We start from the raw sequence: 24,026 nt of genomic DNA, 5'->3' as shown, positions 1-24,026 counted from the left end.
AGCTCCCCAGCGCATCGCCCGACCGCAGCGGGCGCGATTGGTCCTCTGATCTCACGAATCCTGGGGTCCTTCCATCCCCCCTGCCGGGCGGGGGTTACGCGCGACCCCGGCCCATCTGACGGCAATATTCCCGAAAACCCGGTAACAGTAGGAGGTAACAGTGAGCAATCTCGCGGAAGATTGGCCCATCAAGCACATGCTGATGTCTGAGTTCGCCCGATATCGAGGCGTGTCTCGGAAGACCGTGAGCGAATGGAAACAGCGCGGCCTGCTGGTGTTTGGCGAGGGCGCTGGCTTTACGGAGATGGTCGACATCGCCGCAACGGATCGTCGTCTCGCGGATCGTCCAGCCATCAACCGCGGCGGCGAGGCCAATCAGGTAACAGAGCGTGCTGTTACCCCGCGCAAGGTAACAGGTCGGCGGGGGTAACGGTGCCCGACCAGTCCGCCCGCATCGCAGCGCTCGAGCGCGAGGTCGCAGCCATGAAGGCTGTGGTCGCGCGGCTTGACGGTAGCAATGTTCTCCTCCGGAACATTGGTGAGGGCCGGGCCGATCCCAATGTGCCGAGCATCAGGCTCAAGATCGCGGCAGACCTGATGAAGATCAGCGAGGGCGCGGCCTTGAAGCGTGCCCAGCGAGGCTGGCGCCGGGGCGATCCTGCCTTCGCCCGCTTCCGAGGCGTGTGGCATTTCTCGCCCGCCTACATCCAGCGCGAAGCCGTCAGCCGCTCGGCAGAGTGACCGCTGCCGGCTGTCCGGTTTTGTCCGGTTTTGTCCAGTCCACAAGTCGGCTGGCAGCTGCGATTCTGCACTCACGAACAACGCAACCCTTTCCGAAAGCTGCCGGCTCGCGGGCGAGAGCGACGGCGGCCAGCGCTGCGGTCCGTCTTGAAGCGGGTCCGGACCGCAGCGCGCCCACTGCAGCAGAGAGCAACGGATGAAAGCGACGAAGATGATTGCCAAGATGCTGAGGCAGGACCCGGAGGCCGAAGAGGCTCGGCTGCGGAAACGGCATGAGCAACTCACCGGGCGCCTCGCCGATGCGGTTCTGGCCGCCGACCGCGCCGCGGAATCGCGCCGCGTGATCCTGATTGAGGCCGACGAAATCGACGAGGCGGCTCTGACGAAGGCGGATATTGCTTGCCGCGACACGGCCGGCAGGAAGGCCGATCTGGAGGTGGCTGTCCGCGATGTGGCGCAGAAGCTCCTCGATCTTGAGGGCGCGCGTGTTTCCGCTGCCGACCTGGCCGAGCGCACGCGGGTCGCCGGTGAGCTCGAAGCGAAGGCCAACCTGATCGAAAAGGCAGCCGTCGCTCTCGACAAGGCCGCAGAGGATTTCTTCTTTGCCCGAAAGGCGCTGCTCGAAGTCTACGCGAACGTGCCCTCGGTCGATTTCCTGAGCGCGGAATCCGCAGGAGAACGGGCCGTGCGCTGCGCCGCGTATCTCGCCGGCGCCGTGAAGCAAAGCGAGGTCGACCAGGCGCTCAATATCCCGCAGAGCGCGATCGGCGCATCCATCCGTGAGATGGATCACCTCCGGACGCTAGCCGCGGCGGTGCGCGATGGCTCGGCGCCGGCGGCCATGCCGGAGAATGCGGCGGCGTATGTGCCGATCGTCGCCCCGGACGTGTCTGTGGTGCTGGCGCGCCCCATCCGGTTCCATGGTCCCCTTGGCACGCTGCAGCACGTCGCGGCCGGCGGTGTGATGCTCCCGGCGCCTGTCGCCGCGGCCGCGCGGCAGCTCGGCATCGGCTTCGACTTCGAGAGCGCGGAAGGAAATGCCATTCGCCGCGTTGCCGGCCGCTACGCCATGGGAACGGCCTTCAAGCCGAGCCCGAAGAACGATGGGACCTGGGTCATCGACAAGGGGGAGGTCGACGAAAGCACCGGGAAGCCCAGCCGCGCCGAGATGTGGACGCCTGTGCCGGTCGATCCCTCCGCCTGGCAAGCGCACCAGCAGCGGCAGTCGAGGGCCGTGGCATGATTGTCCGGACCTACAATCCGATCGAGCGCGGCGCGCCGGCGCTATGGGTACATGGCCACATCGGCAGCAACGTCCGCGTCCAAACCTTCGCGCGCGACCTGCGGCAGTATCCCGAGGGCGACCGTCCAATCGACCTCTTCATCGAAAGCGATGGCGGTCTTTGCGATGTCGGCATGGAGGTCTATGGCCTGCTCTGCAGCGTCCGGCGTCCTAAGCGTGTCACGGTGCTCGCCGCTCGATCAATGGCGGCGGTCGTCGCTATGGCCGGGGACGTGATCCGCATCGTCAGCAGCGGCCATTTCCACCTGCACAGGCCATACGCGGTAGGGCCGAGCATCGCGGCTTGGGCAAGCGAAAATGATCTGACGGCGGATGCCTTGCGCGACATCGCGACCGGCATCGACTCGATCGAGCATGCGCACGCGGAAATCATCCTTCAGCGCATCGGCCAGCAGAACCGCAATTTGCTCTCAGCACTCGTCGGAATTGGATCGACCATTCCAGCCGAGCGCGCCGTTGAGCTCGGACTCGCCGACGAGATCGTCAGCCTACCGGGAGCCGCTGTATGAGGCGCCTCCGAGAAATCGCCGCCCAGGGCAACGGCAGGCTCGTCCGCTTCGATCGCGACTGCTGGTCGTCGCCCGGCGCGCCGCGGGCGAGGCCGAACGTCCGGGACATTCCGCGCGATGTCTCTGCCGCTCGCGCGGCTGCGATCATGAGTGTTCGGGCCTGCCTCCCGGCCGAGCCGATCACCGATGCCGAGATCGAGGATGCCCTTCGGTCAGGAGAGTGGACCGCGATCAGCATCGGCGCCGACGGCCTGCCGCTTATCATCGAGCCCCGAGTTTCCAATCCCCCAACCACCGTCCGGGCCCGACTGCAGGATCGGATGCGCGCGGCCGGCATCAGCACTTTGCCATCTCCAGGAGAACGACCATGACGGAAATCGTCACCTTCAAGCTGCGCGAGCCCATCCCGGCGCACGGCGAAGACTTGTCCGAATTGAAGTTTCGAGCGCCGACTTCGCAGGACATCATCGACATCGGAAGCCCAATCCGGCTGGACATGGCGAGCGAGCCTCCCGGAGTCGAGCACAATGAGAAACGCATGGCGCAGATGATGGCGCGCCTCGCGGCCGTCCCGCCGTCGTCGATCACCAAGCTCCACCACAGCGATTTTCTGGAGCTGGAGTGGCTCCTCACCCCTTTTTTCATTCCGAAACCGGGGACGATTTGATGCGGATGGCCCTTGCCCTGAACCGGATTCACGGCGGCGGCATGCTCCCCTGGCTCTTCGGCCTGTCGCCCTTCGCGCTGCTCGAGCTTCACCGCGTCACCAAGGAATGGCTGGACGAGATCCAGCCCGCATCGGACGAGGGCTGAGCGATGCCGAATCCTCAGGAATATGCTGAGCTGCGCGTCAACGGATGGAAGTTTCGCGACTGGACGAGCCTCCAGGTCGAGAAGGACTTCAGCAACCCGGTGACCGCCGCGACCTTCACAGCGGCATCGCCGATCGAAGCCGGTACGTGGGCCGGGCAGAAGCTGAAGGTGGGCGATCAGTTCGAAGCCTACCTAGCCGGCGTTAAGGTCTCACAGGGCCCCATCGCCCTGCGCCAGGTCGCCTATGACGCCAAGCAGCACGCGCTGATGCTCAAGGCACTCTCGCTGGTCTCGGACCTCAACTACAACACGGTCGAGCCGAGCGCGGGTTACCAGAACAAGACGCTGGCGCAGATCGGCTCCGATCTTACCAAGTCGTCGGGCATCAAATTCTCGATCGAAGGCAACCCGGCCGGCGCCGATAAGCCGTTCGCTCGGTTTCATCCCGAGCCTGGGGAGCCGGTCATGAATGCACTGGCTCGGATCTGCCGGATGCGCAACCTCTTCCTGATCGACGATGAGAACGGGAATCTGAAGGCGAAGCGGCTCGAAGAGACGAAGAGCGAGACCGTCCATCATCTGGAAGAGGGCCGGAATATTCTCAGCGCGACCTGCGTGATGAGCGATGAAAACCCTTGGAAGAAGATCCAGGCGACGGGGTCTCAACCGGGGAACGATCAACGATGGGGCGATCAGGCTCGCACGTCGTCATCGTCAGTCGAGAATGCGGCGCCGTCGCGCGGCGGCCGCATCTTGATCATCAGGGCGGAAGAGCCTGGCGATGACCGCGACATGCAGATGAGGGCAGAGCATGAGGCCGCTCTTGTACGAGCGACGATGCTTCAGGCCCAGATCACCGTGCAGGGCTGGCACGATCCGTCGGGCAAGCTCTGGATCAAGAGCGTCGGAGAGCAGGTCACGGTCAAATCGCCCATGCTCTTTCCTGACAAGATGAGCCTGTTCGTCCAGGGCGTGACGCACACCCAATCTGCAGCGGGAACGCTGACGGTGCTCAACCTCGTCATGCCTGGCCGGCAGCTCGCCAACGGTCGCATCGAGGCAACTGCCGGCGCTCCAGAAAAGGCATCCTTCAAGTCCGCCAAGGCCGATGCGCCTGACGTGACGACCACCTGAGCGAGGGCAGGGCATGGCCGCGCAAGACGAATCCCTCCGCCTCGTCGCCGAAGTTGTCGACAAGTTCTCGACGCCGCTCAAGAACCTGCGGGCGATGCTTCAAGGTATCAACAGCCCGCCGGGCGTCGAGAAGATGCGCCAGGGTTTCGAAGGCACTCAGAAGGCCGCCGGCGCCCTCGGCCGCGAGGTCAACAACACTCTGACGCCCGCCCTCAATGCTGTCGGTATCGCCGGGCTGAGCATTTCCGGTGCGCTGCTCGGTGTCGGCGCAGCGTTGCGCTCGTTCGCAAGCTCGACCTCGAGCCTGTCGTTGCTCGGGCGAGAGACGGGCATGACCGTCAACGCCATGCGGACCCTTGAAGAGGTCGGCAAGCGGTTCGACATCGCCCCGGACAACATGCGGCAGTCGTTCCGCACGTTCACCGAGAACGCTCAGGAGCTGCGCAAGGGTGTCGGCGAGATCACCGGTTTTTTGCAGTCGCAGAGCCCTGCCGTGGCGCGTTGGGCCGCTGATCTGCAGCGAGACCTGCGCAACGGGCTGAACCCCGACGAAGCCTACCGGCGCGCGCTCGAATTCATGCGGAGGATCAAGGATCCGATCGACCGCGGGCGCTTCGCGGAGAAGCTGTTCGGCGGGAAGCAATTCGGCATCCTTGGGAGCGAAGACCTCGCCCCGATCATCAAGGATGTCGAGGCCAAGCTTGGGCAAGTGCCAAAGTCCGCTGAGGAAGGGGCGATGCGCTTCAAGCGCGCCATGGATGATATCCAGTCGTCACTGATCGGACTGCGCGACACAATCGGCACCGAACTGATGACGACACTAGCCGATCTGACGAAACAATTCTCACAGTTCATCGACAATCCCGCCGTAAAGGAGGGCTTCCGGGACGCCGTCAAAGAGATTGCGAAGACCCTGAAAGGAATCGAGTGGGGCGAAATCGGCCGTGCCATAGTGGCTGTTATGGGAGCCATCGGGACCGCAGTGGTCGAGGCCGCGCGTGGGATCAATCATTTAAGCGACGCGCTGAAGGCATTCCGTGATGGTCGCTATCTTGACGTTCTGCGAGCACTCGACGGTAAGCCAATTGATCCGTTTGCCGAGCTTCCGAAATTGGAGCGCAAGCGCGACGTGCTCCAGCAGACGCTCGACCATCTCGACAAGGTGCCGCGGGACCGTAGCGGCGCTCGAGGAATGACCGATCGTGAATACGAGACCAAGCGCGATGACTTGGTGAAGGAGCTTCAAGGGCTCACAAAGGAGATCGAGCAACTTCGCAAGCAGCAGCAAGATGCGACGATCCAAAAGCAGAGCCTTGAGGGCTCCAATCCGCTTGGCGGCGGCTCGCTCATCCAGAACGCGGCATTCGGCGCCATGGTGGCATCTGGTTACTCCGCGCGAGGCCTTGCCTCTCCCTGGGGCGGCGGAGGACGCTTCCCGGCGCTGCGCTCGCCTTCGCCGGGTATGCGGGCGACGCGGGACGCGCTGACGGGCGAAGGGATCGAAGACGCGCCGCTGAATGCCGACGGGTCAATCCCAGGCCTCACGAGAGAGCAGACGCTGCGCTACGCCAGCATCCTCGGCCATCGGGAAAGCGGTAACCGCTACAATATCCGCAACGGTTACGGATTCAGCGGACGGTGGCAGATGGGCGCCGCTGCTTTGGCTGATACTGGATATGTGCGGCCAGGCACTCGGAATAGCGGATTGACGAGCGATGACACTTGGACCGGAAAAGATGGCATCAATTCGCTGAGGCAGTTCCTGGCCAATGAGGGCGGGGTTCAGGATCGACAATTTCTCGCATATACTGCTCGGAACCGGCGGGCCCTTGAGCGGCTCGGCGTGATTAAGCCTGGCATGTCAGAGGCAGAGATTGCTGGCTGGCTAGCGGCAGCTCACCTCAAGGGGCCGGGAGGCGCAGCGGCTCTCGCCCGCGGGCGCGATAATGCTGACGCTAACGGGACGACGGCATCGTCCTACTTCCGGATGATGGCACGCATCGGTGCCGGAAAAAGGGGTTCAGACGGTATGAGCGCCGGCGGAGAAGCGTTCAACGCGAGGATGCAGGCCCTCAGGCGGGCCGATCTCGACGGGCTCGATCTCCCGCGCGTTGGAAACGGAACTGATCTGTTGCGGCAGGCGCTGCGCTCGCCGCTTCTATCAGGACCATCAGTCGATCTGCGCGGCGGTGCGAGCCTCGATATTAACCTTCGCGGCTTCCCGCCCGGGACATCGACTAACAGCTCTTCCGAGGGCATTCTAAAAGAGATGAACGTGCGGCGGCAAAACGCGATCCCGCGCGCCGGCGTGGACATCTAGCGCTTGCAGTTCACTTCGCAGCGGATCGAATAGACCACTTGCGGGTCATCGCCTCTGGTGCCGATCGCGATTACGGTGTCGCCTCGGCGCCAGCGGTAAAGGCAGGCGCCAACCCCTGTCCCCGAGCAATACTCGGCCTCAGGCCAGCGGCATCGGTCGTCATTCTCGCTGCAGATATCGGCGCGATCTTTGTTCTCCACCGGCTGCCACCCGATAGCCTGCAGCGATGGCCGAGCATTGCCGTATGTGGTTCCCTTCGGAAACGAAGGCAGCCGCTCAGCCGCGATCGTTCCGGCAGCTATCAGCGACAGGGCAGCACCGATAAGCACGCGCATCATGTGATAATATCCCTCCGATCATTTTTCTCGCGCCTGGTGTGCGGCGATCAGAGCGAGGATTTCCTCATTGGGCGCGACTTTAAATCTGATCGGCGCCTGAGGATCGCGCTCTGCTTCTGGCACCTCATAGACCTGAATCTGTTTAGATGCCGGCAGTGCCATCACAGCTTGGACTATCAATTCTTCGGCGAACGTCAGAATGCTTACGAGCATTGCCCGCATGTCCGAAAGCACGTCAGAGTAGCCGCCTTCCCGACGACGCCACACGGGCCCAACTAATGGTCCACCTATGACGGCCATGCGCCTGACATTGAGAATCTGAAGCGTTCCTGAAAAGCCGCCAGGATGCTCCACAGCATTGCGCATTTTGATCGGTTCTGAAACCCAAGTCGCTTCGTTGGTTAGCATCTCGGTCAGGCTGTGGTTGGGGCCGAGCGCTTTGATAGCCCAGTCGACAACCTTAGCGTTGCCTTTGCGCTTCAGGTCGACGAGGTCGCTCGCATCCTTGAATCGCTTGCCGAAAAGCGGATCGAAGACGAGAAGAGCGTCCCTGATAAGGTTCTTGGTTTGATACAAGAAATCATGACAAATCGGCTCAAGCTCCGGTATGAACGGAGCAATAGCAGGGTTAGCCGCCGAGGCATCACCTGCCTCCTTTCTGAGTCGCTCAATTCTTTCGATAATCCGCTCGCAATAGACCATCTTTTCGCACAGATTGAAGATATAGAGCTGTGCGATGTCCCCGCGCTTTTCTTCAGATATGTCGATCCACTTGAGAAGGTCAGCTGTCTGCATCCCCAGACGGGCGACAATCGGATTGCCGGCTCCCGCATCGATGCGTTTGACCATCTGAAACGGGAAGGGCGGCATTCGCTGAATCGCTGTTCGGCGGCGGGGCGTAAACTTGACACCATCGACACAGAACGCAAGCGCAAGCAGCGCCCCGAAGGACGGCGCGCTATTGGACGGCTCATGCCATCCAGTGCTGACCGGACTTGCCCAAGATTTCCCGTATCTGTCGCCAAGCGATGCCAGCCGCCATGTCTTCCTCGATGAACTCTGCCGATTCCATGCCCTTGGCGGCAAGCGCCAAGTGAGCTCGCTGTGTCCGCGCGGCGTGCTCTTGGTACAATTTCTGAAGCTCTGCGGCTTCGGCCGGCGTGATCGTCGAGCGCGTCATATCTGCCTCCCGTGCCGGGCATTTGTCGGTTCAACCGTCGTTCGAAGAGTTGAGCTCGTCGGGCCTCAGCCCTTCGTCCGCGGGCGCCGGCATCGCCTTCCGCAGCGCCTCGTTGATGCGGTCCTGCCAGCCAGATCCGCCGTCTTGGAAATGGGCCAGTACGTCGCTGTCGATCCTGAGCGTGACCATCTCCTTGGCTCCGGGCAGCACAGTTCGGTTCTCGGCAGGAGCGGCCGGCGCGGCCTTTGGCGCCGCGAATAACGCCTCTGCCTTGTCACGGGCACTCGTCGGGCGGCGGGTGGTTCTATCGTTGCTCATAGATGCTTGCTTCTCGCCATTCACGGGCTGTCGATCGCTGCGCTAAACCGGAGCATCACCAACAAGCACGCGCATCATCTGACCGCCGTCCTGCCGAATTCGAAGATGGTCACGGGTGCTTCCCCAGGGACAGGGCGCACGAGCTGCCAACGGGGCACCCAGAAGCCATGGTAGTCGAGGTTAGTGAAGATAACCCCGTCGTTGATCGAGACCGTTATGGGATCGTGCTCTCCCCGTGAAGCGGCGAAGCAGGGGCCCCGCTCTGTCAGCATGATCGCACCGCGCGGCACCTGCTCCAAATCACCATACTGCAGATCGGCTTCTGAAAATCGGACCTCAACTCCGGGCAGCGCGATCAATGATTTGCCGTGCTCCATTCTGAGCGTTCTGCCGATTACGCCCGGCTCATTTGGATCGTGAATGATCATACAGCCAGGCGCATGACCTGGCTGAGCCGGTTCGGTCACTAGCCCATAAATCACGATGGACCCTCTAGCGCGCGCGAAGATATCGCCAGGCTCTGGCATCGAGCTCGTGACTGAATACGGAGGTGTTACGATCGCCATCGGAAAAATCTCGAACCCTATCGGACTGAATGGATTAGCGGCGACTATCGGACGCTGTAACGATCCCTGATGTGCTCGTTGAAGTACGCGCCCTTCGAGATCGCCCTGCATAGGCCATCGAATATGTGCTGCGGGACGCTCACATAGTCGTAGGGGCCGCCTGACTGAGCGAACCATAGCTTTAGGACGCGGGAGCCAGGATCATACTCGGCGCGGCTGATGGCGCTGGAATTGAACACTGGCACGATGAACCCTCACGTTATGTGGCCCCGAAGGCTCAGCCTTAATCACGCGGATTGCAGGGTTCTCGCCACTTCCGCCTTCAGCTCTAGTACCTTGCTGAAAGCCTCAATCCATTTTGGCATATCCACTGGTGATCTAACTGAATCCGTCAACCTCTTTAGATCAGCAAGCGCAAGTTGATAGTCTTTGACCGCCTGATCAAGACGGCTCCTCTCCTTCGGGCGGAGCGTCGAGGAATCAAGCACTTGGGTCGCTAGAGTACTAACTAGCTTCGACCGGACCGACGAGAGATCCTTGTTTTCATTTACGGCTGCAATGAAGTCGCGGGCGGACTCGATCACATCCTTGGTGTTGCTCTCGAAGCGAACAACCTTTTCAAGGGCGGTTTTCGTAGCTTCAACCGCCTTCGTAGCCTGATAGGAAAAGTAGCTTCCGGATATCGAAGCGATCAGCGCCACGACGACGCCGGCCGCCAACGCATTGTTGGTCCAAGACGATGCCATGATGCGACTACCGATTTGTGGATGCAGATGACCGGAGATTACCCCGAGCTTGGGCCTTGCGTGCAGCCTCGCACATCTTGAGAGTCTTGTCGACGTCGAGCATCTCGATAACGAGTTTCTGCGCGGCGTGCACCTTGGCTGTGCATTGAGGATCAGCGTCAGGGGACGAGTTAATCACCGTCATTTCTGACATCGCAACAGCGAGCTGAGCTCGATCGGTTGGGAGTGCCATAAAGGCGGCGACCAAGGCTGCGCTCACAAGCGCTACGATTGTGGCGCTGACATAGCGATTGAAGCCAGGCGAATGAATGTCAGCCTGCTGACTGGCCGTAAATTCGGCCGGAGGCGTACTCAGCAGGAGGTCCAGCAAATGCGCCGGGTCCAGCTCTCTCCCTTCCTCCAAGGCTTCGACGGCAGCTGAAGCAAGCTTAGTCACGTTTCCTAGAAACGATGCATGCGCATCAGTGTAATCGCCTTGATTAAAGACAGTCGAGACATGCATATCCCTAAAAACGAAGGTGTTATAGGCTAACGACAGCACTTCAATCCAGTATTGCCGCTCTACAAGGGCAAACGGATGCTGATGCCTTAGTGTTCTACGAAAATCCGATGAGATCGAACCCTCATCTACTCTAGCAATCCAATCAACGTGCCGCGCCTGAAGCGGATTCTCTCCATATTTTCTATAATAAAATGCTTCAGTAACGTCTTCGCCTCGAAACCTTCCGATATTGATCTCGCCATCGCTCAACGTCGATGGCACGACCACAAGGTCCCCAGACCGCGCCTCGGTTAGCAAGTTGACGATGGCCTGTCGTATTCTGCCCCTGGTCTTGGTGCGGCGCGCGCCAGAAAATTCCGCCAAACTCAGCTGTGAATGGTGATCAGCCCCTTTTTCATAAAGCTCGTTTCGCAAAGCCTGCGAGAAGGCCAATCGAGCGATCACATCATTTGCCTGCTGGATTGGCTGTGCGGGCATCGGGAAACCAGGCAGGTCGAGAAATGCGACCCGCTCGTTCATAAAGGTCGGCAGAAACTGATAGCCGTTGCCGGGAAACAGCCGCCAGACCCGGCGCTCTTGAGCTATCGTCGGGGCCTGCAGATCGATGAGAAGCGGCATGCGAAATCTACCAAGGACAGGGATGCCAATCTCAGATTGCACACCTGTAAGGAGTCAATCGGGCGTAACGAGATTCTTGCGCCGATGAAGCATTATCCTCGTCAAAATCAGTATCGAGAAGCCCGTACGCACCACGCCACGCCAGAAGCTCGTCTCTGATAGCCCAACCTTCCAACGCCGTTGCCTGAAGCTTTAAGGTCAAGGCGAGCGAGAGGCGGCAGGCCTCGCGGACTACCAGCCCTGTGCAGCGGTTCAAGTCCCCTATCCAGCGCGCCGGACGGCTGTAGCGCGGAAACTGAACACGATCTGTTCTTCTCGGGGGGTGGATATGAGTCCCTCTCCCGCTACCACCTTCCCCCTCAAGCTTTGCGCGCTGGGAAGTGGTCGCCGCCGACGAGCTTCGTCAGGTGGCCTTTCGATAGACATCTCTGGATCCCTCCCGGCCTCGGCCGAATGATCCGTCGCTGTCGCGATCAGGTCGCGCGGGCGGTTTCGACTCTTCTCCGTGAAGCGCGCATGAGCGCCGGCCGAGCCATCCTTCTTCCCTGAGCGCTTCACCGCGCCCCGGCGATCCGACCGTTTCAGCGCTTCCTAAGCACTGCCGCAAGATTTCGTATTTTTCCGGGCTCGGGCCGCCCTCTAGACCAATGCCGTAGCGCGCCTCCTCGCGCGGAAGCTTTCGAGATCGGCAAGGGCGGATGATGTCAGTTGAGAAGGTCGATACGCTCGTCATCGGCGCCGGCCAGGCGGGGCTCGCCATGAGCGAGCATCTGGGCCGATGCGGCGTGCCCCATCTCGTCCTGGAGCGCCAGCGTATCGCCGAGCGCTGGCGTTCGGAGCGTTGGGATTCCCTCGTCGCCAACGGACCGGCCTGGCATGATCGCTTCCCCAGCATGACCTTCGCCGATATCGAAGGCGGCGTCGGCCCGGACGACTTCCCCGGCAAGGAAACGGTCGCCGATTATTTCGTCGCCTATGCGAAGAAGATCGCGGCGCCGATCCGCTGCGGCGTCGAGGTTCTGAAGGTCGAACGCAATGCCGGCCGCCCCGGCTTCCGTATCGAGACGTCGGACGGCGTGATCGAGGCCGAGCGCGTCGTCGCCGCGACCGGCCCCTTCCAGACGCCGGTGATCCCGGCGGTCGTGCCGGCCGGGACCGACATCCTGCAGATGCATTCCACCGGCTATCGCAATCCCGCCCAGTTGCCGGAAGGTGCCGTTCTGGTCGTGGGCTCCGGCTCCTCCGGCGCGCAGATCGCCGAAGAGCTGATGCAGGCGGGGCGGTGCGTCTATCTCTCGGTCGGCCCGCATGACCGGCCGCCGCGGGCCTATCGCGGCCGGGATTTCTGCTGGTGGCTGGGCGTGCTCGGCAAATGGGACGCCGCGGCGCGCGAACCCGGCAAGGAACACGTCACCATCGCCGTCAGCGGCGCCCAGGGCGGCCACACCATCGACTTCCGCCGCCTCGCCGCGCAGGGCATGATCCTGGTCGGACGCACGGAATCCTGTGCGGACGGCGTCATCCGCTTCGCTCCCGATCTCGTCGAGAACCTGCGGGCGGGCGACGAGAACCACGACGCTCTGCTCGACGAGGCAGACGCCTATGTCGCCCGCAACGGCCTCGATCTTCCCGAGGAGCCGCAGGCTCGTATCCGGGTTCCGGATGCCCCCTGCATCGCACGGCCGATCCTGTCGCTCGATCTCGCGGACGCCGGCATCGGCACGATCATCTGGGCGACGGGCTTCCTCGCCGATTATGGCTGGATGCGGGTCGACGCGTTCGACGAGAGCGGCAAGCCCAGGCACCAGCGCGGCGTCTCCTCCGAGCCCGGCATCTACTTCCTCGGCCTGCCCTGGCAGTCGCGGCGCGGCTCCAGCTTCATCTGGGGGGTCTGGCACGATGCGAAATACGTCGCCGACCAGATCGTGATCCAGCGGCAATACATGGCCTATCATGAGGCCGCCCAGCGCGCGTTCGAACCGGCCTGACCGCTACGACCAACGAAACACAGAGTTCCGACGGAGGCCGACATGGCGCATACCCGCATCCGCAAGTTCAACACCAGGGACACCTATCCCGAGCAGAAGCTCGACAACGACCTCGCCCAGGCGGTCGTCACCCAGGGCGGCAAGATCGTCTGGCTGCGCGGCCAGTGCCCGCAGAACCTCGACGATGCCAAGAACATCGACAGCCACGACCCGGTCGAACAGACCCATAAGGTCATGCAGAACATCAGGCAGCTGATCGAGGAGGCCGGCGGCTCGATGGAGCATCTGGTCAAGGTCGTGGTCTACATCACCGATGTCCGCCATCGCGAGGCGGTCTACCGCACCATGGGCGAGTACATCAAAGGCGTGCATCCGGTCTCGACGGGGCTCGTGGTGCAGGCGCTCGCCCGGCCGGAATGGCTCGTCGAGATCGACGGCACCGCCGTGATTCCGGAGTGATCGCATGACCTTCTCGCTGGTCGCCCGCTGCGCCCGCACCGGCATGTTCGGGGTCGCGATCTCCTCCTCCTCGCCGGCGGTCGCGGCACGCTGCGCCTATGCGCGCGCCGGTGTCGGGGCCGTGGCCTCGCAGAACGTCACCGACCCAACGCTGGGCCCGCTGGCGCTCGACCTGATGGAAGGCGGCATGAGCGCCACGGACGCCGTCGCCGAAGTCCGCAGGCGCGGGAAATTCATCGAGTACCGGCAGGTGCTGGCGGTCGACCGCGACGGCGAGACGGCGATCCACTCCGGCCCGAACTCGCTGGGCATCTGGACGCAGGCGCAGGCCCGTGACGTCGCTTCCGGCGGCAACCTTCTCGCCAATGACGGCGTGCCGCAGGCGATCGTCGACGGTTTCCTCGCCTCCACCGGCCATCTCGGCGACAGGCTGATCGCCGCGATGCGGGCGGGCCTTGCCGCCGGTGGCGAGGCAGGACCGGTCCATTCGGCGGGGATGAAGATCGTCGACAAGGTCAGCTGGCCGGTCGCCGATCTGCGCTGCGACTGGACGGAAGATTGCCCGATCGAGGCGGTGGCGACAGCCTGGGAGGTCTACAAGCCGCAGCTCGACGCCTATATCCAGCGCGCACTCGATCCGCGGCAGGCGCCCTCCTACGGCGTTCCCGGAGACGAATGAGCGCCCAGCCATCGCCTGCTGGCTTCAGTTAGGTCAAGGCTCGATACGCGGCCGGTCAGTCATGACCGGCGCGATCATGCCGGGGATGTAGGCGCGCGAGATGCACGCTTCGCAATGCGCCTGGAAGGCCTCGATCAGCTTCGACTTGGCGAGCGCCGCCAGCGTCGCGACGCCGATGGTCATCGGGCGGTGCTGGCCGGCAAGCCGGACCGAGACCAGCCTGCGCCCGTCGAGCGACTGATCCGAGCGCGGCCGGACGTTGAACAGCGAATAGCCCACGCCATTGGCGACCAGAGCCCGCACCAGATCGGGATGGGCCGAACGCGCCACGATCGTCGGCACCACGTCGGCCGTCATGAACAAGGCGAGGAAATATTCGCGGCTCAGCGGGAGGTCGAGCAGCACGAGCGGCTGGTCCGCGAGCTCCGCGAGGGTGACAGCGCTCTGGCGCGCCAGCGGATGCGTATCCGCCACGATGATATGGGGCGGCAGGCTGACCAACGGCGCAAACGCGATGTCGTCGGGCAATTGCAGATCATAGGTCAGCGCCACGTCGACCTCGGAGCGACGCAGCCCCCTCAGCAGATCCTCCTGATTGCCCTCGACATAGCGGATCGTGGTCTCGGGGAAGGCGGCGACGAAACTGTTGCTCAGCTCCGGCACCAGCATCGGCGCCAGCGTCACCATGCAGCCCAGAGAGAGCGTGCCCCGCACGGTCCCGGTCGTTTCCGAGGCGACGGTGTAGAGGCTCTCGGCCTGGGCCACGACCCGCTTCGCCTCGCTCAACAGCGCGCGGCCGACCGGTGTCAGCGACAGGCCCTGGGCGTGATGGCGGATGAAGAGCTGCGCGTTCAGCTCCCGCTCCAGATGCGAGATCGCGGTCGAGATCGAGGGCTGCGAGATATGGATCATCTCGGAGGCGACGGTGATGCTGCCCGTCTCGCCGGCCGCGATGAAATATTCGAGTTGGCGCAGGGAGAACCGCATCGCGACAGCATAAAGCACGGGAGAAGCTGGCCCGCAAAGCGGAGCACCTCAGGCCGCGATCCGCCCGAGCAGCCGGTCCATCATCCGGTCGCAGGCGGCGAGCTGATCGAGCGCGATGAACTCGTCGGCCTTGTGCCCCTGCTCCATCGAACCCGGCCCACAGACCAGCACGGGAATACCGAGACGCTGCGAGAACAGCCCCCCTTCCGTACCGAAAGCGACCTTGCGCAGCACGCTCTCGTCCAGGATCCCGCGCAAGAAGGCGACCGCCTCGGAGGATGCCGGCGTCGCCAGCCCGGGATAGTCGTTCAGCCGCTCGAAGCCGATATCGGCCTGCGGAAAGCGCGCCCGCTGCGCAGCGACGAGGGTGGCCGCCTCGTCCATCAGCCGGGTCAGGATCGCCTCGGGATCGTCCTCGGCGACGTTGCGGATCTCGAAATCGACCGTGCAGCGCTCCGGCACGATGTTGAGCGCGGTCCCGCCCTCGATGCGCCCGGCATGCAGCGTCGTGTAGGGGATGTCGTAATCTCGGTCGCGCGGGCCGTCCCGCTCGATCTCGCCTTGCAACCCGCGCAGCGCGCCGACGAAGTCGCAGGCGAGATGGATCGCGTTCAGGGCGTTGGGCGCCAGGGCGGAGTGCCCGGTGACGCCGCAGCAAGTCGCCCGTGCCGCGAGCTTGCCCTTATGCCCGGTCGCGATCGCCATCGAAGTGGGCTCGCCGATGATCGCGAGCCGTGGCCGCAGCGGCCGTGCCGCCAGCCGGTCGATCAGCGAGCGCACGCCGACGCAGCCGATCTCCTCGTCATGGCTGAAGGCGAGATGGAGCGGGGTCTCGAGCTTCCGCGTCGCAGCGCGCGCGGCGAGCGCCAGCGCCGAGGCGACGAAGCCCTTCATGTCGGCCGCGCCGCGCCCATAGGCGCACCCGTCCGCAACCCGCAGCCGGAACGGGTCGTGGCTCCAGCCCTGGCCGTCGACCGGCACGACGTCGGTGTGGCCCGACAGCATGACGCCCGGCCGATCCTTCGGGCCGATGGTGGCGAAGAGATTGGCCTTGCGCCCGTCCTCGGCCTCGAGGATCTCGCTCTCGATGCCGTGCCCGGCGAGGAAGCCGCGCACGAAATCGATCAGCGGCCGGTTCGGATCGCGACTGACCGTGGCGAAACCCACCAGCCTGTCGAGGATCGCCAGCGTGTCCATGACCACCCCGTCCGGTTCAAAGATAGAGATGCCGGACGGCGTCGCTGCCGAGCAGCTCGGCGGCGCTGCCCGCCGCCACGACCCGCCCCTTGGTGAGCAGGATGCCGCGATGGGCGATGGAGAGCGCCATCTCGGCGTTCTGCTCGATCAGCAGCACGGTCGTGCCGCCGCGGTTCACCGCCGCGACCGTGTCGAAATATTCGTCGATCAGCTTCGGCGACAAGCCCAGCGAGGGCTCGTCCATGATCACGAATTTCGGCTTGCCGACGAGCGCGCGCGCCAGCGCCACCATTGCCTGCTCGCCGCCCGAGAGCGTGCCGGCGCGCTGCCGGATGCGCTCCCGCACCCGCGGGAACAACTCCAGCATCTCCTCCAGCCGCTCCTCGAAGCCGGCCTGGTGCCCCTGCGCCTCATAGCCGAGGCGGATGTTGTCACGGACGGAAATGTCGCCGAACAGGCGCCGCCCCTCCGGCACGAAGCCGACGCCGAGCGCGCTGAGCGCTTCCGTGCGCGAGCCCTTGAGATCCTGTCCCATGATCGCAATGCGCCCGCGCGCCAGCGGCAGCAGCGCCGAGATGGCCCGGAAGATCGTGGTCTTGCCCGCCCCGTTGGGCCCGAGGATGCAGACCAGCTCGCCCGGCTCGACATTGAGCGAGACGTCCCGCAGCATCGCCACGACGCCGTAATTGGTGTCGACGTTCTCAAGCCTGAGCATGCTGCGCTCCCTTCCGGCCGAGATAGGCTTCCTGCACGCGCGGGATCAGGCGGACCTCCTCATAGGTGCCCTCGGCGAGCTTCTGCCCGTAATCGAGGACGAGCACCCGCTGCGGCAGCGACGCGATCAGGCGCATGTCGTGCTCGATGATCATGAGGGCGAGCTCCGGCCGCTCGGCGCAGACCGAGCGGATATCGTCCATCAGCGCGTCGGTGTCGGAATCGTCCATGCCCGAGGATGGCTCGTCGAGCAGCAGCACCTTGGGCTCGCTGGCCAACGCGCGCGCGATCTCGAGACGCCTGCGGTCGGCCTGCGGCAGTTCCCCAGCCGGCCGGTGGCGCTGGGCGTGGAGCTCGCGGGAGACCGCCTTGAGCAGGCGCTCGGCCAGTTCCGCCGCCGCGTCGAGCTCGGCCTCGGCCTTTCGGCGGTTGAAGATGGCCTCGAAGATCCCGGTCTTCATATGGGTGTGGCGGCCGATGATGACGTTGTCGAGCACCGAGAGGTCGGCGAAGAGCCGGCTCGACTGGAAGGTCCGCGCGATGCCCTTGGCGACGATGCGATGGGCCGGCTGCCCGTTGAGCAGCTCGCCCTCCAGCCTGACCTCGCCTGAGGACGGAACGTACAGCCCGGTGATGATGTTGAGCAGGGTCGACTTGCCGGCCCCGTTCGGGCCGATGATGCCCAGCACCTCGCCCTTGCGCAGCGAGAAGTCGACCTCGGCCATGGCGACCAGGCCGCCGAAGCGCATGGTCAGATCCTTGCCCTCGAGCAGGGCCCGGCTTTCTGGAATGACTGGCGCGTTCATTGTCAGCCTCCGTAGCGGCGCAGGCGCTGCGGGAAGATTCCCTGCGGGCGGATCATCAGGAAGGCGATCACGGTGATGCCGAAGAACAGGATGCGGTAGTCCGAGAAGGCGCGCAGCTTCTCAGGCAGCAGCGTCAGCAGAAACGCGCCGACGATCACGCCCAGCGTGTTGTCCATCCCACCGGCGATGACCATCGTCATGATCGTCACGGAGACCAGGAAGGTGAAGTTGTCAGGCGAGATGAAGCCGACATAGAAGGCGTAGATCGTGCCCGCGAAACCGGCGAGGAACGCGTCCACAGCGAAGGCCAGCACCTTGTACCAGGTCGCGTTGATGCCCTGGCAGCGGGCCGCGAGTTCGTCGGCCCTGAGCGCGTTCCAGGCCAGGCCGATCCGCGAATGGTGCAGGCGCCCGGCGAACAGGATCGAGACGCCGACGAGCGCTGCCGAGAGGTAGTAGAAATTCGCTTGCGACGGCAGCGAATGCCCGAAGATGACCAGCGGCGAGGCAAAGGAGTGTCCGAAGAGCTCCGGCGCCGGAATGCCGACCAGCCCGTTGGGACCGCCGGTGAATTCCAGATTGTTGAGGAGCTGGTGGACGACGACGCCGAAGGCGATCGTGACCAGCGCCAGATAGCTGTCGCGCGTGCGCATCGAGGGAATGCCGAGGAGAAAGCCGAAGATGGTCGCGACCACCGCCGAGGCCGGCAAGGCGAGCCAGAAGCTGACGTCCCAGTTCAGGGCAAGCAGCGCCGAGGCATAGGCGCCGATGCCATAGGAAGCGCCGGTGGCGAAGTTCGGGATGTTGGCGCTGCCGAGCTGGAAGTTCAGCGCCAGCGCCAGCACCGCGTAGAGCTGCGCGATGATCAGGAGGTGCAGCGCATAGCTGCTGTTCTGCAGCACGAAGGGAAAGGCGAGCACGATCGCCGTGCCGAACAGCATCGCGAAACGCCGGTTGGCGCCGAAGGCCTGCTCGATATTGGCCTCGATCACCGGCAGGCGCTGCATCGCGACCAGCGCGCCGGCGAACAGGGCGAGCAGGCCGACCACCGCGCGCCAGTCGTCGACCAGCAGGAATTGGCGCAGGAAGGCGGCGCCGGCGATCTCCGTCAGAGCGACCAAAGCGAGGCCGCCGGCGGTGCCGAGCGTCGCGCGGGCGGGAATTGTCATGTCCGTCATCGGCTCAGACCTTTTCGACGACGGTGCGGCCGAAGAGGCCGGCCGGCCGGAACACCAGCACGCCGATCACCAGCAGAAAGACGAAGACGAGGCGATAGGCCGCGCCGTTCGGCACCACCGCCTGCACCAGCGTGTCGAGCCCGGCGATCACCAGGCTGCCGATGATGGCGCCGGGCATCGAGCCCAGCCCGCCGACGACCGCGGCCGAGAAGCCGATGAGGCCGACATCCACGCTGAAGTCGAACCGCACGATGCCGGCATAGCCTGCGAAGAACAGGCCGCCGATGGCGCCGACCGCCGAAGCGATGAAGAAGGTGATCCGGAAGATCCGGCCCGGCGCGATCGAGAGCAGGCGAGCGGCGTCGCGGTCCTGCGAGACGGCCTTGATGTGCAGGCCGAGCCGCGTGCTGCCGAGCAGGTAGAAAAGCCCGGAAACGCAAAGCCCGGAGACCGCGATCGCGACGAGGTTGAAGGCCGGGACCGTCACCCCGAGCATGTCGACGCTGCCCTGGACGAGGCGCGGCACCGCATGCGGGTTGGAGCCGTTGGGGAAAAGATGGCGGATCAGCTCGCGCAGCACGATGCCGAGCGCAACCGTAGCGACCAGCGCCATCATCGCAGGCGCATTGCGGAAACGCTGGATGACGAGCAAATCGAGCAGGACGCCGAGCAGCCCGGTGAGCGCGATTGCGAGGGCGACCGCCAGCAGCATGACGCCGGGCGAGGCCGCGGCCCCGATCGCGGTCGCGAAGGTCTGCACCAGCGCCAGCGCCAGGAAGGGCGCCATCAGCGCCACGTCGCCATGGGAGAAATGGATGATGTTCAGCACCCCGAAGAGCAGGCTGAAGCCCACCGCGATCAGGGCATAGATCGAGCCGAGCGTGATCCAGTTCAGGATCTGTTGCAGGAGCTGCTCGGTCATTCCGGTCCCTCTCTTTGTCTTGACGGCCATGTCGTGGCCGCTTCCTGGGCTGTGCACCAGCCCGCAAGCGGACAGGAGTCGTAATTTCGGAATCTCTGCTTTGCTTGTCTTGAGGCAGGGTGCCGGACCTGCTCGCGCCCCGTCCGGCCAGCTACTTAGGCAAAGCTAGGCCGGGGCTTCCAAATATCCGATTTGCTTCCCCTTTCGGGAAGGACGGATTGTCCGCCGAGGCATCCTAGGCCCGCCTGCCCGGCTGACCGCGGGAGCTCCAAAATCCGTCCTGGAGGGGATCATGAATTTCAAGTTCGGCGCCGGAAACGGCTCTTTTTCGGCATTGCTGCGCGTATCGGTCGTCAGCACGGCGGTCGTGGTCGGGGCCATGGCCGCCTCGGCCCAGGAGACCGTCAAGATCGGCTTCATCGGCCCGCTCAGCGGCGGCAATGCGCAGCAGGGTCTCTCGGCCCGCAACGGTTTCCAACTCGCCATCGACCAGGCGAACAAGGCCGGCCTGCCCTTCAAGCTCGAGGCCGTGGTCCTCGACGACGCCGCGAACCCGCAGACCGGCGTCGCCGCGGCGCTGAAGCTCACCAACGATCCGCAGGTGCTGGCCGCCACAGGCCACTGGAACAGCGGCGTCGCGCTGGCCACGATCCCCGTCTTCCAGCGCGCCGGCGTGCCGTTCGTCGTCTGGGGCGCGATCTCGCCCAAGATCACCGAGCGCAACAACCCGATGGTGTCGCGCGTCGTGACGACGCTGGTCAACACCAACGAGCCCCTGGCCAAATGGGCGGTCGAGAGCGTCGGCAAGAAGATCGCCATCGTCTCCGACACCTCCGATTACGGCGTCGCCAACACCCAGAACTTCGAAAAGTTCTACAAGGCCGCCGGCGGCACCATCCTGGCCGCCGAGGCCGCCCCGGTCGGAACCACGGACTTTCGCGCGCTGCTGACCAAGATCAAGGCCGGCGCGCCGGATGCGATCTATTTCGGCGGCGTCGTCACCGAAGCCGGCCTGGTGCGCCAGCAGATGGTCGAACTCGGCATGACCGTGCCGATGATCGGCGTCGACGGCTTCCATGACGCCGACTTCATCAAGATCGCCGGCCCGGCTGCCGAAGGCACCGTCTCCGGCATCGTCAAGGAAAAGGGCAATCCGCAGCTCGAGAAGCTGACCAAGGATTACCAGGCTGCGAACTTCGCCGAACCGGCGACGACCTACACCAAGAATGCCTTCGACGCCGCCAACATCATCGTCGCGGCGATCAAGAAGGCCGGCACCAAGGACAAGGCCGCCATCGCCAAGGCGATCCGCGAGACCCAGTACGACGGCGCCATGGGCCATACCAGCTTCGACGAGAACGGCCAGACCAAGCTGCCGGTCGAACTCGAGCTTCGCACGGTCAAGAACGGCGCCTGGACGACACGCTGACGCCGATGTCCGGCCGCGCTTTGGCGGCCGCTTTCTCCAGGCAATGGGCTCGCGCAAAGCGCGGGCCCATTTTTCTTTGCGACGTTCCTGGCCTTCTCTCACGGAGGCGCCGGCGATTGGCGTAGCCTGCCATCCGGCGATGCCTTGCTTGCCGCGATCGAGCGCGCCGTCTCGGCCGCCAGCCGTCCCCACAGAAGCACGGCATTCGACATGGCCGCCGCAGCCCGCACGTCCATCGCACCAGCCTCCTCGGTCCCCCCCCGCCTCAGTGCTCGCAATGAGGAGGGCGCGCCACGGATCGAAGCGTTCAGGCGGCAGTCATCTGCCATGCCGGTTCATGGCGCCGACGAGCCGGCCCGGGCTCGGTGAGTTGAGGAGATCGTGATGGGGCGGGACGGCTTTCAGTGCGACACCTGCGGATCGGCGAGCATTTCGGTTCCCGGTCGGCTGGAGCAGAACAGCGACGTGACCTGCACCAAATGCGGACGCATCCTTTCTTCGTGGGATGAATACAAACGCAAGATCGGCTCGATGCTACGCGAGACCACGCCGGGCCGCCGCCCGACGATCTCCGACCCCATCGACTGGTGAGAAGGGCCAATCCCTCGATCGCGGACCATGACCGACCGAACGCCCCCTCCCGTCAACGCCTCGCCCGAGACGCTCACCACCAAGGTCGTCTCGGCCGCCTATCTCGCCCTGACCGGCATCGTCACGACGGCCTGGATCGCTTTCCTCGTCTGGATCGCCTGGCGCCTGTTAGCCGCGAGCCTCTGAGGCCCGGGCGCGCACTGATTTCAGCCAGCCTTCGCGACGACGGACGGCCGTCAATCGCAACCATTGAGGTTATTGCGCAACCGGAGACACCCCAGCGGCTGGTCAGGCCGCCGCGAAGGCCGCGCCGACGATCTGCCGCGCCTCTTCCTGGATGCGGGCGAGATGCGCCTCGTCGCGGAAGCTCTCGGCGTAGATCTTGTAGACCTCCTCGGTGCCGGAGGGGCGCGCGGCGAACCAGCCATCGGCGCTCGTCACCTTGAGGCCCCCGATCGGGGCGCCATTGCCGGGAGCGTCGCTCAGGATCGCCGTGATCGGCTCGCCCGCCAGCTCCTTCGTCGTGATCTGGCTCGGCGAGAGGTTCTTGAGCACCGCCTTCTGGGCCGATGTCGCGGGAGCGTCGACGCGCGCATAGCAGGGCTTGCCGAGCTCGGCCGTCAGCTTGTCGTAGAGCACGCCCGGATCATTTCCCGTCTTCGCGGTGATCTCGGCGGCGAGCAGGCCGAGGATGAGCCCGTCCTTGTCGGTGGTCCAGACGGTGCCGTCCTTGCGCAGGAAGGAGGCGCCGGCGCTTTCCTCACCCGCGAAGCCGAAATCGCCCGAGATCAGCCCCTCCACGAACCATTTGAACCCGACCGGAACCTCGACCAGCCGGCGCCCGAGCTTGCCCGCGACGCGGTCGATGATCGCGCTCGACACCACCGTCTTGCCGATGGCCGCGTCGGCACGCCAGCCGGGGCGGTTGGCAAAGAGATAGGCGCTCGCCGCGGCGAGATAGTGGTTCGGGTTCATCAGCCCGCTGCTGCGGGTGACGATGCCGTGCCGGTCTGCATCCGTGTCGTTGGCGAAGGCGACGTCGAAGCGGTCGCGCATGCCGATCAGGCTCGCCATCGCATAGGGCGAGGAGCAGTCCATCCGGATCTTGCCGTCCCAATCGGCGGTCATGAAGCCGAAGGTCGAATCGACTGCCTTGCTGACGATGGTCCCCTTCAGGCCGTAGCGGTCGATGATCGGCTGGTAATAGTCGAGCCCGGCACCGCCGAGCGGGTCGATCCCGATCGAGACGCCCGCCCGCGCGATCGCCTCCATATCGACGACATCGGCGAGATCGGCGACGTAACCGCTGATGTAGTCGTACCGCCGGACATGCTCGCTCTTCAGCGCCTTGTCATAGGGAATGCGGGCGATGCCGGCGAGCTTGTCGGCAAGAAAGGCGTTCGCCTTCTTCTCGATCCATCCGGTGGCATCGGTATCGGCCGGCCCACCATGAGGGGGGTTGTACTTCAGCCCGCCATCGGCGGGAGGATTATGCGAGGGCGAGATGACGACGCCGTCCGCCTTCCCGGAGGAGCGGCCGCGGTTATAGGTCAGGATGGCATGGGAGATGACGGGCGTCGGCGTGAAGCCGAGCTTCTCGTCGATCATCGTGGTCACGCCATTGGCGGCGAAGACCTCCAGCACCGTCTCGAAGGCGTTGCGCGAAAGCGCATGGGTGTCGATGCCGACGAAAAGCGGCCCGTCGGTGCCCTGTTCGCGGCGATAGAGGCAGAGCGCCTGGGCGATGGCGAGAATATGCGCCTCGTTGAACGATCCGGAGAAGGCCGAACCGCGATGGCCCGACGTGCCGAACGCCACCTGCTGCGAACGCTGCGACGGATCAGGCTGGTCGAAATAGGCCCTTTGCAGTGCCGCGACATCGACGAGCATGGAGGGGTCGAGCCGCTTTCCGGCGTAGGGGCTCACGGTATCGGTCATTGAGTATCTCGGTTGCAGGCCAGCCAATGCGCCGCCCGTTATAGACGGCA

At 64.3% G+C, this 24,026-nt stretch carries 29 protein-coding genes; 14 read left to right on the top strand and 15 right to left on the bottom strand.

All coding sequences use genetic code 11. The features are described 5' to 3' along the window. The first annotated feature begins 160 nt into the window (after positions 1–160). The 8 genes from GGC47_RS05275 to GGC47_RS05240 all read left to right on the top strand — a co-directional run bounded on the left by GGC47_RS05275 (position 161) and on the right by GGC47_RS05240 (position 6,820). Entirely contained in the window at positions 161–430 is a 270-nt protein-coding gene (locus tag GGC47_RS05275; protein WP_429067195.1) for a hypothetical protein, read from the top strand. A 2-nt stretch (positions 431–432) separates the two neighbouring features. Then, on the top strand, positions 433–741 hold the full coding sequence (locus GGC47_RS05270; protein ID WP_429067193.1) for a hypothetical protein: 309 nt from the start codon (positions 433–435) through the stop codon (positions 739–741). Between the two features lie 196 nt (positions 742–937). Next, positions 938–1,984, top strand: coding sequence for a coiled-coil domain-containing protein (locus GGC47_RS05265; protein ID WP_429067191.1), 1,047 nt, complete (start codon positions 938–940; stop codon positions 1,982–1,984). After that, positions 1,981–2,553: an ATP-dependent Clp protease proteolytic subunit gene (locus GGC47_RS05260; protein ID WP_429067188.1), complete on the top strand. Its 573-nt coding sequence runs from the start codon at positions 1,981–1,983 to the stop codon at positions 2,551–2,553. The genes GGC47_RS05265 and GGC47_RS05260 overlap by 4 nt, the downstream gene beginning before the upstream one ends. A gap of 367 nt (positions 2,554–2,920) precedes the next feature. Then, complete coding sequence (locus tag GGC47_RS05255) at positions 2,921–3,220, top strand: phage tail assembly protein (protein ID WP_429067186.1); 300 nt, start codon at positions 2,921–2,923, stop codon at positions 3,218–3,220. A 5-nt stretch (positions 3,221–3,225) separates the two neighbouring features. Next, entirely contained in the window at positions 3,226–3,366 is a 141-nt protein-coding gene (locus tag GGC47_RS05250) for a hypothetical protein (protein WP_429067184.1), read from the top strand. Between the two features lie 3 nt (positions 3,367–3,369). Further along, on the top strand, positions 3,370–4,500 hold the full coding sequence (locus GGC47_RS05245) for a hypothetical protein (protein ID WP_429067182.1): 1,131 nt from the start codon (positions 3,370–3,372) through the stop codon (positions 4,498–4,500). Between the two features lie 13 nt (positions 4,501–4,513). Next, complete coding sequence (locus GGC47_RS05240; protein WP_429067180.1) at positions 4,514–6,820, top strand: hypothetical protein; 2,307 nt, start codon at positions 4,514–4,516, stop codon at positions 6,818–6,820. On the opposite strand, the gene GGC47_RS05235 is transcribed toward GGC47_RS05240, so the two are convergent. From GGC47_RS05235 to GGC47_RS05200, 8 genes are all read right to left on the bottom strand, one after another. Continuing rightward, complete coding sequence (locus GGC47_RS05235) at positions 6,817–7,158, bottom strand: hypothetical protein (RefSeq protein ID WP_429067177.1); 342 nt, start codon at positions 7,156–7,158, stop codon at positions 6,817–6,819. The two genes, GGC47_RS05240 and GGC47_RS05235, sit on opposite strands and share 4 nt — an antisense overlap. Before the next feature lie 18 nt (positions 7,159–7,176). Beyond that, the gene (locus GGC47_RS05230; RefSeq protein WP_429067175.1) at positions 7,177–8,028 is read right to left on the bottom strand and encodes a hypothetical protein; all 852 of its coding nucleotides are present in this window, start codon (positions 8,026–8,028) and stop codon (positions 7,177–7,179) included. Positions 8,029–8,128: 100 nt separating this feature from the next. Further along, a complete protein-coding gene (locus GGC47_RS05225; protein WP_429067173.1) occupies positions 8,129–8,338 on the bottom strand; it encodes a hypothetical protein in 210 nt (69 codons plus the stop codon). Between the two features lie 30 nt (positions 8,339–8,368). Then, complete coding sequence (locus GGC47_RS05220) at positions 8,369–8,656, bottom strand: BrnA antitoxin family protein (protein WP_429067171.1); 288 nt, start codon at positions 8,654–8,656, stop codon at positions 8,369–8,371. A 74-nt stretch (positions 8,657–8,730) separates the two neighbouring features. Next, entirely contained in the window at positions 8,731–9,084 is a 354-nt protein-coding gene (locus GGC47_RS05215; protein WP_429067169.1) for a hypothetical protein, read from the bottom strand. A gap of 182 nt (positions 9,085–9,266) precedes the next feature. Next, positions 9,267–9,461: a KTSC domain-containing protein gene (locus GGC47_RS05210; RefSeq protein WP_429067739.1), complete on the bottom strand. Its 195-nt coding sequence runs from the start codon at positions 9,459–9,461 to the stop codon at positions 9,267–9,269. A gap of 48 nt (positions 9,462–9,509) precedes the next feature. Next, complete coding sequence (locus GGC47_RS05205; RefSeq protein WP_429067166.1) at positions 9,510–9,968, bottom strand: hypothetical protein; 459 nt, start codon at positions 9,966–9,968, stop codon at positions 9,510–9,512. Between the two features lie 7 nt (positions 9,969–9,975). Next, positions 9,976–11,088, bottom strand: coding sequence for a hypothetical protein (locus tag GGC47_RS05200; protein WP_429067163.1), 1,113 nt, complete (start codon positions 11,086–11,088; stop codon positions 9,976–9,978). 701 nt (positions 11,089–11,789) lie between these two features. On the opposite strand from GGC47_RS05200, the gene GGC47_RS05195 reads away from it, so the two are divergent. Genes GGC47_RS05195 through GGC47_RS05185 form a run of 3 tightly spaced genes read left to right on the top strand, consistent with a single transcriptional unit; the run spans position 11,790 to position 14,214 of the window. Further along, on the top strand, positions 11,790–13,076 hold the full coding sequence (locus GGC47_RS05195; protein ID WP_142021901.1) for a flavin-containing monooxygenase: 1,287 nt from the start codon (positions 11,790–11,792) through the stop codon (positions 13,074–13,076). A gap of 42 nt (positions 13,077–13,118) precedes the next feature. Next, complete coding sequence (locus tag GGC47_RS05190; protein ID WP_133562759.1) at positions 13,119–13,535, top strand: RidA family protein; 417 nt, start codon at positions 13,119–13,121, stop codon at positions 13,533–13,535. A gap of 4 nt (positions 13,536–13,539) precedes the next feature. Continuing rightward, complete coding sequence (locus GGC47_RS05185) at positions 13,540–14,214, top strand: DUF1028 domain-containing protein (RefSeq protein WP_142021623.1); 675 nt, start codon at positions 13,540–13,542, stop codon at positions 14,212–14,214. Between the two features lie 33 nt (positions 14,215–14,247). Here GGC47_RS05185 and GGC47_RS05180 read toward each other — a convergent pair whose 3' ends face one another. The 6 genes from GGC47_RS05180 to GGC47_RS05155 are packed head-to-tail and all read right to left on the bottom strand — an operon-like array spanning position 14,248 to position 20,018. After that, positions 14,248–15,201 (bottom strand): LysR family transcriptional regulator, encoded by a 954-nt coding sequence (locus GGC47_RS05180; RefSeq protein ID WP_038360209.1) that lies wholly within the window; start codon positions 15,199–15,201, stop codon positions 14,248–14,250. A 48-nt stretch (positions 15,202–15,249) separates the two neighbouring features. Next, positions 15,250–16,398 (bottom strand): acetylornithine deacetylase, encoded by a 1,149-nt coding sequence (gene argE, locus GGC47_RS05175; RefSeq protein ID WP_429067159.1) that lies wholly within the window; start codon positions 16,396–16,398, stop codon positions 15,250–15,252. Positions 16,399–16,414: 16 nt separating this feature from the next. Next, entirely contained in the window at positions 16,415–17,113 is a 699-nt protein-coding gene (locus GGC47_RS05170) for an ABC transporter ATP-binding protein (RefSeq protein WP_038359365.1), read from the bottom strand. Beyond that, positions 17,100–17,918, bottom strand: a complete 819-nt coding sequence (locus tag GGC47_RS05165; protein ID WP_142021621.1) for an ABC transporter ATP-binding protein — start codon at positions 17,916–17,918, stop codon at positions 17,100–17,102. The genes GGC47_RS05170 and GGC47_RS05165 overlap by 14 nt, the downstream gene beginning before the upstream one ends. Before the next feature lie 2 nt (positions 17,919–17,920). Then, positions 17,921–19,087 carry a branched-chain amino acid ABC transporter permease gene (locus GGC47_RS05160; RefSeq protein ID WP_429067155.1) on the bottom strand — a complete coding sequence of 389 codons (1,167 nt, stop codon included), beginning with the start codon at positions 19,085–19,087 and terminating at the stop codon, positions 17,921–17,923. A gap of 13 nt (positions 19,088–19,100) precedes the next feature. Further along, the gene (locus GGC47_RS05155; RefSeq protein ID WP_142021619.1) at positions 19,101–20,018 is read right to left on the bottom strand and encodes a branched-chain amino acid ABC transporter permease; all 918 of its coding nucleotides are present in this window, start codon (positions 20,016–20,018) and stop codon (positions 19,101–19,103) included. 292 nt (positions 20,019–20,310) lie between these two features. On the opposite strand from GGC47_RS05155, the gene GGC47_RS05150 reads away from it, so the two are divergent. The 3 genes from GGC47_RS05150 to GGC47_RS05140 all read left to right on the top strand — a co-directional run bounded on the left by GGC47_RS05150 (position 20,311) and on the right by GGC47_RS05140 (position 22,224). Next, complete coding sequence (locus GGC47_RS05150) at positions 20,311–21,447, top strand: branched-chain amino acid ABC transporter substrate-binding protein (RefSeq protein ID WP_142021618.1); 1,137 nt, start codon at positions 20,311–20,313, stop codon at positions 21,445–21,447. A 384-nt stretch (positions 21,448–21,831) separates the two neighbouring features. After that, a complete protein-coding gene (locus GGC47_RS05145; protein ID WP_142021617.1) occupies positions 21,832–22,038 on the top strand; it encodes a hypothetical protein in 207 nt (68 codons plus the stop codon). Between the two features lie 27 nt (positions 22,039–22,065). Further along, entirely contained in the window at positions 22,066–22,224 is a 159-nt protein-coding gene (locus GGC47_RS05140; protein WP_185747928.1) for a hypothetical protein, read from the top strand. A 102-nt stretch (positions 22,225–22,326) separates the two neighbouring features. On the opposite strand, the gene pgm is transcribed toward GGC47_RS05140, so the two are convergent. Beyond that, positions 22,327–23,976: a phosphoglucomutase (alpha-D-glucose-1,6-bisphosphate-dependent) gene (gene pgm, locus GGC47_RS05135; protein ID WP_142021616.1), complete on the bottom strand. Its 1,650-nt coding sequence runs from the start codon at positions 23,974–23,976 to the stop codon at positions 22,327–22,329. Positions 23,977–24,026: the final 50 nt, after the last annotated feature.

Origin of the sequence: Allobosea sp. OAE752 (assembly GCF_050433265.1) — a bacterium.
GTDB classification, from domain to species: domain Bacteria; phylum Pseudomonadota; class Alphaproteobacteria; order Rhizobiales; family Beijerinckiaceae; genus Allobosea; species Allobosea spartocytisi.
This window is presented reverse-complemented; position numbering and strand designations above follow the sequence as displayed.